We start from the raw sequence: 15,790 nt of genomic DNA, 5'->3' as shown, positions 1-15,790 counted from the left end.
GATATTCAGAGCGATGTTGCTTTTTTCTCCACTTACAAACCACTCATTTACTTTGATAATTGATATTCAACGCAAGTCACTATCAAGGCGCTAGAGAAGCTAAAGCCTGCATGACAACGTGGAATCTAATCCCACTCAAACAGGACGTTTCAATGAGAAAATCAAGATACGCTCGCACTTTACACTTTCTGTGCATCGACCCAAACGATACCTATCTACATGTAAAAGAGATAGAAAAGCATTTATCTATTGTTCTCTACAAAATGACACCCGACGAATTAATGCTAGTTGATAGAAAGCGGAGTAACCGGATCTTGCTCGTCGATTACAGAGAGGTACCACAACTACTGATTATTTGTCCTAACCTGACTGTTATGTGGAAAAATCACGAAATCATTTTATTCAATGTCCCCCAGCAACTTCCAACCTCAGAGCTTCTTACCTATGGGGTACTAAAAGGACTCTTTTACAACACTGAACAAAAGGACAAGATTGCTCGTGGTCTTCAAGAAGTCATTGATGGCGATAACTGGCTGCCAAGGAAGGTAACCAATCAACTGTTGTTTTATTATCGCAATATGGTCAATACCAACACCACACCAACCAATGTTGATTTAACCATTCGTGAGATCCAGGTGATTCGCTGTCTTCAATCCGGGTCTTCAAACACACAAATCGCCGATGACTTGTTTATTAGTGAGTTCACGGTTAAATCTCACCTCTATCAAATATTCCGTAAGCTTGCGGTAAAAAATAGAGTTCAAGCGATAGCATGGGCAAACCAGAACCTGCTTGCATAATCGACCCACCTCTTAGTCTGACGATAATTTTGAGGGAAGCTCTAGTAAACCATGGCTATTGTTGCTGAATTTTCGACATAACTTATGCTAGAGTTGCCCTCAGAAATATCAACCACTCAGGTTGAATCAATAATTATTATAGATAAAGGGTCTTATCATGATCAAAAAGTGCCTTTTCCCGGCAGCTGGCTACGGTACACGTTTTTTACCTGCAACCAAGTCAATGCCTAAAGAAATGATGCCTGTAGTAAACAAGCCTCTGATTGAATACGGTGTAGAGGAAGCTATCGAAGCTGGTATGGATGGAATGTGCATCGTTACTGGACGTGGTAAGCACTCGATCATGGATCACTTTGATAAAAACTACGAGCTTGAGCACCAGATTAGCGGCACCAATAAAGAAGACCTATTGGTTAATATCCGTGAAACGATTGAAGCGGCAAACTTCACCTACATTCGTCAACGTGAGATGAAAGGCCTTGGCCATGCTATTTTAACGGGTCGCGAACTTGTAGGCGATGAACCGTTCGCAGTAGTACTTGCTGATGACCTTTGTGTGAACGAGCAACAAGGCGTGCTAGCTCAGATGGTTGCGCTATACAAACAGTTCCGCTGTTCTATTGTTGCTGTACAAGAAGTTCCAGAAGAAGAGACTCACAAGTACGGTGTTATCTCTGGCGAAATGATCAAAGATGACCTTTTCCGAGTTGATGACATGGTAGAGAAGCCAGAGCAAGGTACAGCACCAAGCAACCTAGCGATCATTGGTCGTTATATTCTGACTCCAGATATCTTTGAATTAATCGAGCAGACAGAACCAGGTAAAGGCGGCGAAATCCAGATCACTGATGCATTGCTAAAACAGGCAAAATCAGGCTGTGTATTGGCTTACAAATTTAAAGGCCAACGTTTTGACTGTGGTAGTGTTGAAGGCTATATCGAAGCAACAAACTACTGCTTCGAAAACCTATACAAGAAAGACCAGCAGCAAATCGAGCTAGGTAAACACTCGACCAAGAAAGAAGCATAACGACTGGTTAATCACTAACGTTACTGATTTTAGAAAGGGCGACTCTTTGAGTCGCCCTTTTTGTTTACTGTTTTTTTATCCAGTAAAACTTTGCACAAATCTCACTCTATGTAATACTTTAGCCACTTAAAATTACATGGTCTATTGAGATGGATAAAATAGAAATTAGAGGCGCTCGTACGCATAACCTCAAAGACGTCAACCTAACCATTCCACGTGACAAACTGACTGTCATCACCGGATTATCGGGTTCAGGAAAGTCGTCACTTGCGTTTGACACACTCTACGCAGAAGGTCAGCGTCGTTATGTTGAATCTCTGTCTGCTTACGCTCGTCAATTTCTATCTCTTATGGAAAAGCCTGATGTCGACCATATTGAAGGTCTATCTCCAGCTATCTCAATAGAACAAAAATCGACTTCACATAACCCTCGCTCAACCGTCGGTACCATTACCGAAGTCTATGATTACCTCAGATTATTGTATGCGCGAGTAGGCGAACCTCGCTGTCCAGACCACAACATCCCTCTAGCAGCACAAACCATCAGTCAAATGGTCGATAAGGTCTTAGAACTGCCTGAAGGCTCAAAGATGATGTTGATGGCACCGATTGTCAAAGAGCGCAAAGGTGAGCATGTTAAAACACTGGAAAACTTAGCTGCGCAAGGCTTTATCCGAGCCCGAATTGATGGTGAAACCTGTGATCTATCCGATCCACCAGCACTTGAACTTCATAAGAAGCACACCATTGAAGTTGTGGTAGACAGATTCAAGGTTCGTCCTGATCTTCAACAGCGTTTAGCCGAGTCATTCGAGACCACATTAGAGCTCTCTGGCGGTATCGCTGTCGTCGGCTGGATGGACGAAACGGATCAAGAAGAGATCGTATTCTCTGCTAACTTCGCTTGTCCTAAATGTGGTTACAGCATGCAAGAGCTTGAGCCTCGCCTGTTCTCATTTAATAACCCGGCAGGAGCATGTGGTACGTGTGATGGTCTTGGTGTTCAACAGTATTTTGATCCAAGCCGAGTGATTTTAGATGAGAACCTAAGCATTGCTGAAGGTGCGATAAAAGGTTGGGATCAAAAGAACTACTACTATTTCCAGATGCTAACGTCGCTGTCAGAACATTATGGTTTTGATCTGTATGCGCCATTTAATTCTCTACCGAAAAAGACTCAAGAGATCATTCTAAAAGGATCAGGTCGTACTGAAGTGGAATTCAAGTACATCAATGACCGAGGTGATATTCGGGTTAAGCGTCATCCATTTGAGGGCATTTTAAATACCTTGGAGCGCCGTTACCGTGATACTGAATCGAGCGCAGTGCGTGAAGATCTTGCTAAATACATCTCAACCAAATCGTGCTCTAGCTGTGATGGCACTCGCCTGAGATTAGAAGCTCGTAATGTTTTCATTGGTGATACAACACTTCCGGAAATCGTTGAACTTAGCATTGCTGACGCACTACAATTTTTCCAAGAATTGAAGCTAGACGGTCAACGTGGGCAGATCGCAGATAAAGTGATGAAAGAGATCAATGATCGTCTGCATTTCTTAGTCAACGTTGGTTTGAACTACCTTAACCTATCACGCAGTGCTGAAACGCTGTCTGGTGGTGAGGCGCAACGTATTCGTTTGGCGAGCCAAATCGGTGCCGGTTTAGTTGGCGTTATGTATGTACTTGATGAGCCATCAATTGGTCTCCACCAGCGCGATAATGAACGTCTATTGCAAACCTTAATTCACCTGAGAGACTTAGGTAATACGGTACTTGTTGTGGAACATGACGAAGATGCAATTCGTTGTGCTGACCATGTTATCGATATCGGTCCAGGAGCAGGGGTGCACGGTGGTCACGTGGTGGCAGAAGGTACCATGCAAGACATCATCGAAAACCCGAACTCTTTGACAGGCCAATACCTGAGCGGTGCTAAAGAAATTGCAGTGCCTGAAAAGAGAACGCCTATCGACAAGAAAAAGGTCGTCGAGATCGTTGGCGCAACGGGGAACAACCTAAAGAATGTGACCGCGACAATTCCTGTTGGCTTGTTCAGTTGTATTACGGGCGTATCAGGTTCGGGTAAATCAACGCTTATCAACGATACCTTCTTTAAAGTCGCCCACACTCAATTAAACGGTGCCACGACTGCAGTTCCAGCAAAGCACAAAAAGATTAAAGGGTTAGAACATTTTGATAAGGTAATCGACATAGATCAAAGCCCTATCGGTCGTACACCAAGATCAAACCCTGCGACCTACACAGGGATTTTCACCCCTATTCGTGAACTATTCGCGGGCACTCAGGAATCACGTTCTCGTGGTTACAAGCCAGGTCGATTCAGCTTTAACGTTCGTGGTGGTCGTTGTGAGGCTTGTCAGGGAGACGGCGTAATCAAGGTAGAGATGCACTTCTTACCCGATGTGTATGTGCCTTGTGATGTGTGTAAAGGTAAGCGCTATAACCGTGAGACTCTAGAGGTCCGCTACAAAGGTAAAACCATTGACGAAGTTCTAGAGATGACTGTGGAAGATGCTCGTGAATACTTCAACCCGGTACCTGTTATCGCTCGTAAACTGCAAACTTTAATGGACGTTGGCCTCTCTTACATTCGCTTAGGGCAAGCAGCTACAACCTTATCTGGTGGTGAAGCTCAGCGTGTTAAATTAGCGCGTGAACTGTCTAAACGAGACACGGGAAAAACCTTATACATTCTCGATGAGCCAACAACAGGCCTTCATTTCCACGATATCCAGCAGCTACTGACGGTATTACATAGACTGCGTGATCACGGTAATACAGTTGTCGTGATTGAGCACAACCTAGATGTCGTTAAAACAGCAGACTGGATCCTAGATCTTGGCCCAGAAGGTGGGCAAGGTGGTGGTGAGATTGTTGCAGAGGGTACACCTGAAGATGTGGCGTTAGTCGAAGGTTCACACACTGCTCGCTTCCTTAAGCCTATGTTAAATTTGAAGTAGGCGTAAAATAGCGCCCTGCGGGCAGACAGAAAAATGTTAAAGTAACAGAGCTTGTTTCAGAAGGAACAAGCTCTGTTTTTATAAGGTTAGGGATTTATGGCAACAATACACACTAGCGGTACTCAGCTAGAAAATCAGGTCACTCAGCTACCACTCAACAAAGCATTTCTGGCTTCTTTAGCTGTTGTATTCTTGTTAGCTATGCATTTTTTCATGCCGAATCCTGGTGGTTCGGGCCTTGCTCTATCCTTTAACCCTACCACTTGGCTAGCGCTAAGCTTCACGCTAGCGATTGGCTTTTACCAACTCGCGACCAATCGAGTACTCAAGTATTCCAAATTAACAATTGGCTTGTTGATTAGCTGCATCATACTCACGCTACCCATTTTATACAGCAATGCTGCACCTCAAGGAGCGTCAGGACGCTTGCTTGGATTGTGGGCGGGCTTTGCCTTATTTGTGGTGCTGCAGCAATTTAAGTTCAGCAATAAACACAAGCAACGTATGTTGTGGTTCATTGTACTTGCTGTTGTTACACAAGCACTATTTGGCTATGTGCAATATTTCTTATTAGAACCTGGCAACCTATTTGGCTACAACACTGCTGCAAACCGACCATATGGGATATTTCAACAACCGAATGTAATGGCAAGCTTTCTTGCTACTGGTTTTGTGCTGTCCGCTTACCTTTTAGCAAGGCAGCCGGCTAAATATAACCATAAGATCAGCGAATCATTCCTACTGTATTTAACTCCAACCTTAACCGTGCCCTTGCTGATCATCATCGCATCACGTACCGGATGGTTGGCAGCTGTCATTGGGTTTATCTGCATTCTGCCCTATCTATACAAGTTCTCGACCAAGAAACGCTTCTACGGATGGTGCGCATCAGTGCTCGTCGGTGTCGTCGTCGCTTTTTCGGTGATCAGCCTAAGTGCGACTGATAGCCTCGCTAGCAAGAAAGCGAACCTAGAAAGCCCGCGCGCTTATACGTTCCCGCAAGCTTTAGATATGATGATCGAAAAGCCATTTACAGGTTATGGTTACGGGAAATTTGAGTCTGAATACACGCTATATACAGCTCGCCAACATCAACTCAACTCGAACTATCATCCAGGTCTTCCTTCAATGGATCACCCGCACAATGAGTTCCTGTTTTGGGGAGTTGAAGGGGGGATTGTACCAATCATCGGAATCTTGATTGCTGCAATATTGGTGATGTCACGCATAACAAGTTCAGCAAAGGGAACACGTCTAGCCCTGCTCGCGTTATTTATCCCAATCCTTTTGCACTCTCAACTTGAGTATCCTTTTTACCACTCGGCGATTCACTGGATAACATTCATTATATTGATTTACTGGGTAGATCAGCGCTCTTCCCGACATTATCAACAGTCGTTCAGTATCATTAGCAAGACCCTATTTAGAGTGTTGAGCTTAGTGCTCCCTATTTTGGTCAGTTTTTATATGTTGAGCGCCCTGCACACCAACTATGTACTGACTAAGTTTGAACTGTCTAAGCCGAAAAATCCGGACATTCTTAAGCAGGTAACGAACCCAGTGGTGTGGAAAGATCGCTACGATTGGGATATATACAGCACTTACCTTAATATCGGCCTCTACAAAGCCGACCCGAGCCTTATACAGCCTTACATCGATTGGTCACTGGAGATCATTAAGAGCAAACCAAGACCGGCTTTCTACAGCAATCTGATTCTGGCGTATCAAGGCCTAGGAGAAGAAAGTAAAGCAGAGCAAATTCGTAGCGAAGCGAACTTTTTATTCCCTAACAGAGACTTTTCAAAGGTTCAGTATAAGAAAGTGTCACAAGCAGAAGATAACGTTTCGTCTGCAGAATAATGTTAAGAATTCGCAACGCAAGCTTCACTTAGTAGGCAGTAGGAGCTTGGGGTAGATACAAAAAAGCGCACGATCTCTCGTGCGCTTTTCTTTTTAATTTCAGTTCATGCAGCTACTTCAAAACATCTTTTAGCGCTTTTAGGCACAACGCGACATTCTCTTTACGAGCACCGTAACCCATGAGGCCGATACGCCATGCCTTACCAGCCAAAGAGCCAAGCCCAGCACCGATTTCAAGATTATATTCTTCTAAAAGCTGCGTTCTGATCTTAGCCTCATCAATTCCTTCTGGGAAATAAAGTGCATTAAGCTGCGGCAGGCGGCTCTCTTCATCAACCACAAACTTTAACCCTAGAGCTTCTACGCCTTCTTTAAGCTCTTGGTGCATCGCATGATGACGAGACCACGCATTATCTAAGCCTTCATTTTTCAACAAAACCAGCGACTCATGCAGAGCATAAAGGCTGTTCACGGGTGCGGTATGGTGGTAGCTACGCTTACCTTCTCCACTCCAGTAACCTAATACTAAACTTTGATCCAAAAACCAGCTTTGCACTGGTGCTTTACGGGCTTTCATTTTATCAACCGCACGCTGAGAGAAAGTCACTGGAGATAGCCCTGGCACACAAGACAGACACTTTTGGCTGCCAGAATAAACCGCATCAAGCTGCCACTCATCAACCAGCAATGGCACACCACCTAATGATGTCACTGCATCAACAATCGTTAACGCATCAAACTGACGAGCGACAGCAGAGATAGCTTGAGCATCAGATAACGCTCCGGTTGATGTCTCTGCATGCACAAATGCAACAGCAACGGCATCGGGGTTTTCTGCCAATGCTTGTTCTACCTTTTCAACTGAAACGGGCTTGCCCCATTCGTCATCAACAAGGATGGCTTCGCCACCACAACGCACCACGTTTTCTCGCATACGCTCACCGAAGACACCGTTACGACAAACAATCACCTTTTCACCAGGCTCAATCAAGTTAACAAAACAGGTCTCCATACCCGCACTGCCCGGTGCAGAAACGGCAATCGTAAATTCGTTTTCAGTCTGAAAAGCGTATTTAAGAAGCTGTTTAAGCTCGTCCATCATCGCAATAAACAGCGGATCTAAGTGACCTATGGTTGGACGGCTCAAAGCCTGTAACACTTGAGGTGAGATATCTGAAGGACCAGGTCCCATTAACGTTCGGTGTGGTGGATAAAAGCTATCGATAGCAGTAGTGAGTGGTAAATTAGACATGTACATCCCTTACGTTAATGTTGTGAACAATCCACCCTAAAGCAAATTGATTACCTCAGCAATTAGCCATAAGTATTGAGGTCAAACCACTGTCACATAATTGTTAAAATTATTTTTCAATTATCTCAAGTTACGGATTGACATTGTTACCACAAAAACGTTCAATGAAACGGCTATCTAGCAGAAGAGGAGCACTGCCCAGGCAGATGTTTTGTGGAACCGCATTTCCAATACAAAACATTTATGGGGAGCAGTGCCGAGATAATAAAAGGATGCAGGACCTTTATTATCGGTTGAGCGGGCTGAATCCCGTCAACTGTCGCCATTTCTATATGGTGAAGAGCTTCTGAGGTTACTATTCTAATAATTCCTCTCTTTTTGCTCTAAAACTCTCTTCGAAAAACATCGGACGTTGGATTACCCAACCGTAATTTTATTTTAGGAAGTCGTGGGAGATATATCGTGAGTGCATCTAATGTAGCTGGTTCTTTTAATGTCGCTAAGTTTGGTGGAACAAGTGTTGCCAACTTTGAAGCAATGAGCCGTTGTGCTGCCATTATTGAAAACAACTCAAACACGAAACTGGTCGTGAGTAGTGCATGCTCTGGTGTCACTAACTTGCTGGTTGAACTAGCACATGGTGTTCAAGACAAAGCTCGTCGTCAGGAACTAATGGCGCAATTAGCGGACATTCACAACGCAATTCTTGACCAACTCGCAGATCCAATCAGCATCGAAAAAGAAGTCCACAGCATTCTTGATGACATTGCGAGCGCTGCAGAGGCCGCATCATTCCAAACAAGTACTAAACTGACGGATCACCTTGTCGCATGTGGCGAGTTGATTTCGACACACATCTTGGCTCAGATCATCTCTGAACGAGGCACTCCTGCTGTTCGCTTTGATATCAGAGATGTGATGCGTACTAATGATGATTTTGGTAAAGCCGAACCTCAACTAGAAGATATTGCCGCTCTAGCGCAAGAGAAACTGATTCCACTTTGCCAACAACAAGTTGTCGTTACCCAAGGTTTTATCGGCGCTGATAGCGAAGGTAACACCACGACTTTAGGCCGCGGTGGCAGTGATTACTCAGCAGCACTGATTGCCGAATCTGTACAGGCGATTGGTCTAGAAATCTGGACGGATGTTCCGGGTATCTACACCACTGACCCTCGTATTGCACCTAAAGCTTCTCCTATCCCAGAGATCAGCTTTAGTGAAGCATCGGAAATGGCAAACTTTGGTGCGAAGATCTTGCACCCATCGACTCTAGTACCTGCACTACGCCACCAAATACCGGTATTTGTCGGCTCTTCTAAAGCGCCAGAGTTAGGCGGTACTTGGATTCGTCAAGAAGTTGAGAGCTCTCCTCTATTTAGAGCGCTTGCCCTACGCTGCAACCAAACTATGGTTACGCTACGCAGTGCTAACATGTTCCATGCATATGGCTTCTTGGCAAAGGTATTCGAGATCCTTGCTAAACATAAGATCTCGGTCGATCTTATCACCACTTCAGAGATCAGTGTTTCACTAACACTCGATCAAACGGATACCTCTGGTGGTGCCCCTGAGTTACCTGAAGCCGCTCGCATTGAGCTTGAGGAGCTGTGTTCTGTAGATATTGAACACGACCTATGCCTTGTTGCTCTTATTGGTAACAACATGAGTGAAAGCAAAGGCTATGCAAAGCAGGTCTTCGGCACTCTTGAAGACTTCAACCTACGCATGATTTGTTACGGTGCAAGCCCACACAACCTGTGCTTCTTACTAAATGAATCTGTTTCTAAGTTGGCGATTCAAAAACTGCACCAAGAATTATTTGAATAGAAAGTCCGTTTATCATCGACAGATAAATCACAAATACAAAAAGGGTTGCTATTCAGCAACCCTTTCTCTTTTTACTTTACGAATCAAAGCTCATCATAGATTCAAACTAGTTAATGTTAGGACCTAACCACTTCTCGGCTTCTAACATATCCCAACCTTTGCGGTCAGCATAGCTATCCACTTGATCCTGTTGAATCTGTGCAATAGCAAAGTATCGGGCATCAGGATGTGAGAAGTACATACCAGATACCGAAGCACCAGGCCACATCGCGTAGCTTGTCGTTAATGACATGTCGATTGCCTTTTCAACATCCATCAACTCCCACAAAGTGCCTTTCTCTGTATGCTCAGGGCAAGCAGGGTAACCTGGAGCTGGACGAATACCTTGGTATTTCTCTCGAATCAAATCGTCGTTAGACAAATTCTCATCTGGCGAGTAACCCCAGATATCCTTTCTCACTTCTTTATGCAGGTACTCCGCGAACGCTTCAGCCAATCGGTCAGCAACCGCCTGAATCATAATCGCGTTGTAGTCATCGCCTTTCGCTTTATATTCATCAGCCAGCTCTCGCTCACCAATACCACCCGTCACCGCAAAGCCACCAATCCAATCCGCTTTACCGCTTTCTTTTGGCGCAATGTAATCAGACAAACAGTAGTTAAAGCCTTTTGGTTTCTCTGTTTGTTGACGAAGATTATGTAGAACTTTTAGAACTTCGGTACGAGATTCATCGGTATACACCTCAATATCATCACCAACACTGTTCGCTGGGAACATGGCACACATGCCACGCGCTTCAAGTAATTTCTCTTTCTCTACGCGATCCAGTAAATCATTAGCATCTTTGAATAAACGTTTTGCCTCTTCACCCACTTCCTCATGATCAAGGATTGCAGGGTATTTACCAACCAATGACCATGTCATAAAGAATGGAGTCCAATCGATGTACTGACGCAAAGTTGCCACATCAAAATCATTGAAAATGTGCACTCCCGGCTTAGCGGGTGCCGGTGGCGTATACGCATCCCAATCGATAGCAACTTTATTGGCACGAGCTCTTTCAAGCGTGACAGGCTTGGTACGAGGCTTCTTACGATTGTGCTGATCTCGAACGCGATCGTAATCGATATCCAGCTTCTCAACGAAAGCGGGTTTCAATTCATCAGAAAGTAGTGAAGTACAAACACCCACTGCACGCGAGGCATTATTTACGTATACAACAGGTTCTGAATAATTCTGCTCAATCTTAACTGCTGTGTGAGCTTTAGATGTGGTTGCGCCGCCAATCAGAAGAGGCAGCTTGAAACCCTGTCTCTCCATTTCTTTAGCAACATGTACCATTTCATCAAGAGACGGTGTAATCAGCCCAGACAGGCCAATAATGTCGACATTCTCTTCTTTCGCTACCTTGAGAATCTTCTCGCAAGAAACCATCACACCTAAGTCGATAATTTCGTAGTTATTACACTGTAAAACCACACCAACGATATTTTTACCGATATCGTGAACGTCACCTTTAACGGTCGCTAACAAAATCTTACCGTTAGTTGCGCCCACTTCTTTGGATGCATTAATGAATGGTTCTAAATGGGCAACCGCCTGTTTCATCACACGCGCAGACTTTACAACCTGTGGTAAGAACATCTTACCTTCACCAAACAGGTCACCAACAACGTTCATTCCGTCCATTAGAGGACCTTCAATCACTTCAATAGGACGAGAGGCATTAACACGAGCTTCTTCGGTATCTTCAACAATAAAGTCGGTGATACCTTTTACCAAAGAGTGCTCCAAACGCTTCTCTACAGGCCAAGTTCGCCACTCTAATGCAGATTTATCTTCAACCTTACCAACAGCACGCGCTAGGTATTCGGTCGCCATATCCAGCAATCTTTCAGTCGAATCATCACGACGGTTTAGTACGACATCTTCAACAGCATCACGCAGATCTTCTGGAACATTATCGTAAATTTCCAACTGACCAGCGTTTACAATGCCCATATCCATACCGTTTTTAAAACAGTGATATAGGAATACCGCGTGAATAGCCTCACGGACGTAGTTATTACCACGGAATGAGAATGAAACATTCGACACACCGCCAGAGATCATCGCATGCGGGAGGTCACGCTTGATATCCCCCACAGCTTCGATGAAATCGACCGCATAGTTGTTATGTTCATCAATGCCAGTGGCAACCGCGAAGATATTCGGGTCAAAAATAATGTCTTCAGGTGGGAAGCCAATTTCATCAACAAGAATGTTGTAGGCATTGGTACAGATTTCGACTTTGCGTTCTCGAGTATCAGCCTGCCCGACTTCATCAAACGCCATCACGATGACAGCAGCACCATAACGACGAACCAACTTAGCTTGCTCGACAAATTTCTCTTTGCCTTCTTTCAGAGAGATAGAGTTAACGATACCTTTACCCTGAATACACTTAAGGCCAGCTTCGATAACTTCCCATTTTGAAGAGTCGACCATTACTGGTACTTTTGAAATCTCAGGCTCAGAAGCACATAGATTGAGGAATTTAACCATGCACGCTTCAGCGTCTAGCATCCCTTCATCCATGTTGATATCGATGATTTGAGCGCCATTTTCAACTTGCTCGCGAGCGACACTCAAGGCTTCATCGTAAAGCTCTTCTTTGATCAAGCGTTTGAAACGGGCAGAGCCAGTCACGTTTGTACGTTCACCAACGTTTACAAACAGAGATTCTTTCGCGATGGTCAGAGGTTCTAAACCGGATAGACGACACGATACTGGTAGGTCGGGTAATTGACGAGGGGTAACACCTTCAACAGCTTCCGCCATTTGGCGAATATGCTCTGGCGTAGTACCACAACAGCCACCAATCAAATTCAAGAAGCCACTTTCAGCCCACTCTTTAACATGTTCAGCCATATCTTCAGGGGAAAGATCATACTCTCCAAATGCATTCGGTAAACCTGCGTTAGGGTGAGCCGAAACAAAGCTCTCAGAGATACGAGACATCTCACCGACATACTCACGCAGCTCGTCAGGGCCTAATGCACAGTTCAAACCAAACGAGATAGGCTTAACATGACGAAGGGCGTTGTAGAAAGCTTCTGTTGTTTGGCCTGAAAGTGTCCGACCTGATGCATCAGTAATGGTACCTGAGATCATTACAGGTAAAGTGATACCCACTTCTTCGAAAACAGATTCCACAGCAAAAGCACACGCTTTAGCGTTTAGTGTATCGAAGATAGTTTCAATAAGAATTAGGTCTGAACCGCCTTTAATAAGAGCACGAGTCGATTCGGAGTATGCTTCGACCAACTCGTCAAAGCTAACATTACGATAACCCGGATCATTAACATCTGGAGAGATAGAACAAGTACGGTTAGTCGGACCTAATACACCTGCTACAAAGCGAGGTTTTTCTGGGGTCTTTGCCGTCCACTCATCAGCCGCTTCACGGGCAAGCTTAGCGGCAGCAAAGTTAATTTCTTCACTAAGGCTTTCCATATCATAGTCAGCCATAGCAATGGTTGTAGCGTTAAAGGTATTGGTTTCGAGGATGTCAGCCCCAGCTTCCAAATATTGTGAATGGATATCTTTGATAAGCTGAGGTTGTGTCAGCACTAAAAGGTCATTGTTACCTTTTAGGTCACTATGCCAATCAGCAAAGCGTTCACCACGATAGTCTTGCTCTTCCAATTTATAGTCCTGAATCATGGTGCCCATGCCACCATCAATCAGTAAAATTCGTTGCTTCAATAGAGCGTCAATCTTTTGCCTTACATTACTTCCCACGGTACAACCTCATTCCTTTAATTATCCCTCCATCCTATCACACATTAAAAAGGAGTCTAGACGTCTAAAAAAGGAAATTGATTACCGACTCATGACAAAAAAATGTTTGCTATTTGAGCATGAGACAACGAAAATTCATATTCATACTTTGTTACATGTTGGAATCCCAATGTCGGTCTATTACACCTTATGCTTCTTATCCGCAGCGGCAATGCTCATTGCTTTCGTGAATACCAAAATTGGTAAAATGCAGACAACCATCGCCATCACTGCTGGCTCAATGATGCTGTCTCTATTGATTATCATTGCAGGACAAAACAATTGGTTCCAACTGGCTGACATCGCCTCAGAAACCGTTGCCAGTATCAACTTTGAAGACTTCCTGCTCAAAGGAATACTAGGCTTCCTGCTTTTTGCTGGCGGTTTGGGAATTAAATTACCGAACCTAAAAGACCAGAAGTGGGAAATAACAGTACTCGCACTTGGTGCTACGCTGTTTTCAACATTCTTTATCGGCTTTGTGCTGTACGGGTTCTGTCAGTTCATCGGTATTCAATTTGATCTGATTTACTGCCTACTCTTTGGCTCGCTAATCTCTCCAACCGATCCCATCGCTGTGCTAGCAATAGTAAAGAAACTCGATGCGCCCAGAAGAATCTCTACTCAAATCGAGGGAGAATCTCTATTCAACGATGGTTTTGGCTTAGTTATCTTCGTAACCCTATTTACTATCGCATTCGGCACAGAAGCGCCGACTGTCGGCAGTGTGACCATGCTATTCGTCCAAGAGGCGATTGGCGGCATCGTCTACGGTTTTGTTTTAGGTCTTGTATTCCATTACCTCATCAGCAACACCGATGACCACTCTATGGAGTTGCTATTAACCATCGGCATCCCAACTGCTGGTTATGCGTTTGCTGAAGTTCTACATGTATCAGGACCATTAGCCATGGTTGTCTCAGGTATCATGATTGGTAACTGGACTCGCTTTATCGGATTCTCGAAAGAGAGTGAAGATCACCTAGATCATTTCTGGGAATTGATAGATGAATTCTTAAACGGCGTATTATTCCTATTAATTGGTATGTCGATGCTGTTGTTCAAATTCCACCAAGAAGACTGGATCTTAATGGCGTTCGCAGTCCCTCTAGTATTGAGTGCACGTTACTTAAGTGTTTTCTTGTCTTACATCGGATTTAAACGCTTTAGAACTTACAACCCGTGGTCGATTAAGATTCTAACTTGGGGTGGCTTACGCGGTGGCTTAGCTTTAGCCATGGCACTTTCTATCCCTTCAGGTATCTGGGTAATTGAAGACAAAGCAATAGATGTAAAAGAGATAATCCTTGTCATGACATACGCCGTTGTTGTGTTCTCTATTCTAGTTCAAGGCTCAACAATCACTCCTATGATAGAGAAAGCAAAACAAGCAGAGAAAGAGCTAGATTAACACCTAGATAGATCAACCAAGGCCGCCTACTTTAGGTGGCCTTTTTTATACCCAATGGAAGTCAAACTCACCAATTCCCATACTGAAGCTATCGCTGAAAGGTATGCGTGGAACATAGAGCTCATATCGATATTTGATACCACTATTATTGGAGTAATCGAAAGCCTTAATTTCGGGGGAGCACTAAATTTGGCCAGAACTCGTTCAGAAGGTTAAGTCATACTGAGAACTCGTTCTTCTGCTCACTCGTTAGTCTACCCAATAACCCACTCTCAAGTTATATAAGCTTCAATCGAAAGGCTTCACCTTTCACCTGGAAACAAAAATAACGGGACTCAACGTCTCGCTAGAATAGCGTTAGTTATTAACAGGACTACGGAGCTAGATGAGTGGTGAACAGAAAGCTTTAGCTTTGAACTAAGTCATTAAATACAGCAAGACTGCACTAAATCAGTGTTCGATAGAGTTAGCTAAAGGAACACATGGTACTTCAAGTGATACTTGTAAAAATGACAGGAATAAAAAGCGCTAGCATTTCTGCCGAGACGTGCAGACTAGAGTCTTAAATATGGCAAGGCTGGAATGAGTAGGCACTCCGGAGATTCGAGCACGCAGGTGAGCTAGGAGCGCCTAGTTATCCCAACATTACTTCGTAGAAGCAGCAGATACAAAAAAGCCCCAGTATTTCTGCTGAGGCTTAGTATATGGAAAGGTTGGAGGTTTAGACTCCCAACACGCGCTGTTTTGGTAAGTAGGAGAATCCGCGGCTTTGCTAATGGCGTATATTATACCAATCCGGAAAA

Annotated in this window: 8 protein-coding genes and 1 riboswitch; of the genes, 6 read left to right on the top strand and 2 right to left on the bottom strand. The window is 44.2% G+C overall.

Annotated features, from left to right (window positions below):
* Nucleotides 1-152: 152 nt before the first annotated feature.
* The 4 genes from AB4274_RS04065 to AB4274_RS04050 all read left to right on the top strand — a co-directional run bounded on the left by AB4274_RS04065 (nucleotide 153) and on the right by AB4274_RS04050 (nucleotide 6,671).
* Complete coding sequence (locus AB4274_RS04065; protein ID WP_029235092.1) at nucleotides 153-800, top strand: LuxR C-terminal-related transcriptional regulator; 648 nt, start codon at nucleotides 153-155, stop codon at nucleotides 798-800.
* A 157-nt stretch (nucleotides 801-957) separates the two neighbouring features.
* Entirely contained in the window at nucleotides 958-1,830 is an 873-nt protein-coding gene (galU, locus tag AB4274_RS04060; RefSeq protein ID WP_372111090.1) for a UTP--glucose-1-phosphate uridylyltransferase GalU, read from the top strand.
* Nucleotides 1,831-1,979: 149 nt separating this feature from the next.
* Nucleotides 1,980-4,811, top strand: a complete 2,832-nt coding sequence (gene uvrA, locus AB4274_RS04055; RefSeq protein ID WP_017061339.1) for an excinuclease ABC subunit UvrA — start codon at nucleotides 1,980-1,982, stop codon at nucleotides 4,809-4,811.
* A gap of 96 nt (nucleotides 4,812-4,907) precedes the next feature.
* Nucleotides 4,908-6,671, top strand: coding sequence for a PglL family O-oligosaccharyltransferase (locus tag AB4274_RS04050; RefSeq protein WP_372111087.1), 1,764 nt, complete (start codon nucleotides 4,908-4,910; stop codon nucleotides 6,669-6,671).
* Between the two features lie 112 nt (nucleotides 6,672-6,783).
* Here the strand turns inward: AB4274_RS04050 and AB4274_RS04045 are convergent, their stop codons facing one another.
* Nucleotides 6,784-7,923 carry an alanine--glyoxylate aminotransferase family protein gene (locus AB4274_RS04045; protein ID WP_017061337.1) on the bottom strand — a complete coding sequence of 380 codons (1,140 nt, stop codon included), beginning with the start codon at nucleotides 7,921-7,923 and terminating at the stop codon, nucleotides 6,784-6,786.
* 176 nt (nucleotides 7,924-8,099) lie between these two features.
* A riboswitch (Lysine riboswitch) is annotated at nucleotides 8,100-8,277 on the top strand.
* A gap of 108 nt (nucleotides 8,278-8,385) precedes the next feature.
* Here AB4274_RS04045 and lysC point away from each other — a divergent pair.
* Nucleotides 8,386-9,753, top strand: a complete 1,368-nt coding sequence (gene lysC / locus AB4274_RS04040; protein ID WP_372111085.1) for a lysine-sensitive aspartokinase 3 — start codon at nucleotides 8,386-8,388, stop codon at nucleotides 9,751-9,753.
* Between the two features lie 106 nt (nucleotides 9,754-9,859).
* Here the strand turns inward: lysC and metH are convergent, their stop codons facing one another.
* A complete protein-coding gene (metH, locus tag AB4274_RS04035; RefSeq protein WP_372111083.1) occupies nucleotides 9,860-13,537 on the bottom strand; it encodes a methionine synthase in 3,678 nt (1,225 codons plus the stop codon).
* Between the two features lie 169 nt (nucleotides 13,538-13,706).
* Between metH and AB4274_RS04030 the strand changes: the two genes are divergently transcribed.
* Entirely contained in the window at nucleotides 13,707-14,987 is a 1,281-nt protein-coding gene (locus tag AB4274_RS04030; protein ID WP_017061334.1) for a sodium:proton antiporter, read from the top strand.
* The last annotated feature ends 803 nt before the right edge of the window (nucleotides 14,988-15,790 follow it).

This window comes from Vibrio sp. 10N.261.55.A10 (genome assembly GCF_041470825.1).
Lineage (GTDB): Bacteria > Pseudomonadota > Gammaproteobacteria > Enterobacterales > Vibrionaceae > Vibrio > Vibrio crassostreae_C.
This window is presented reverse-complemented; position numbering and strand designations above follow the sequence as displayed.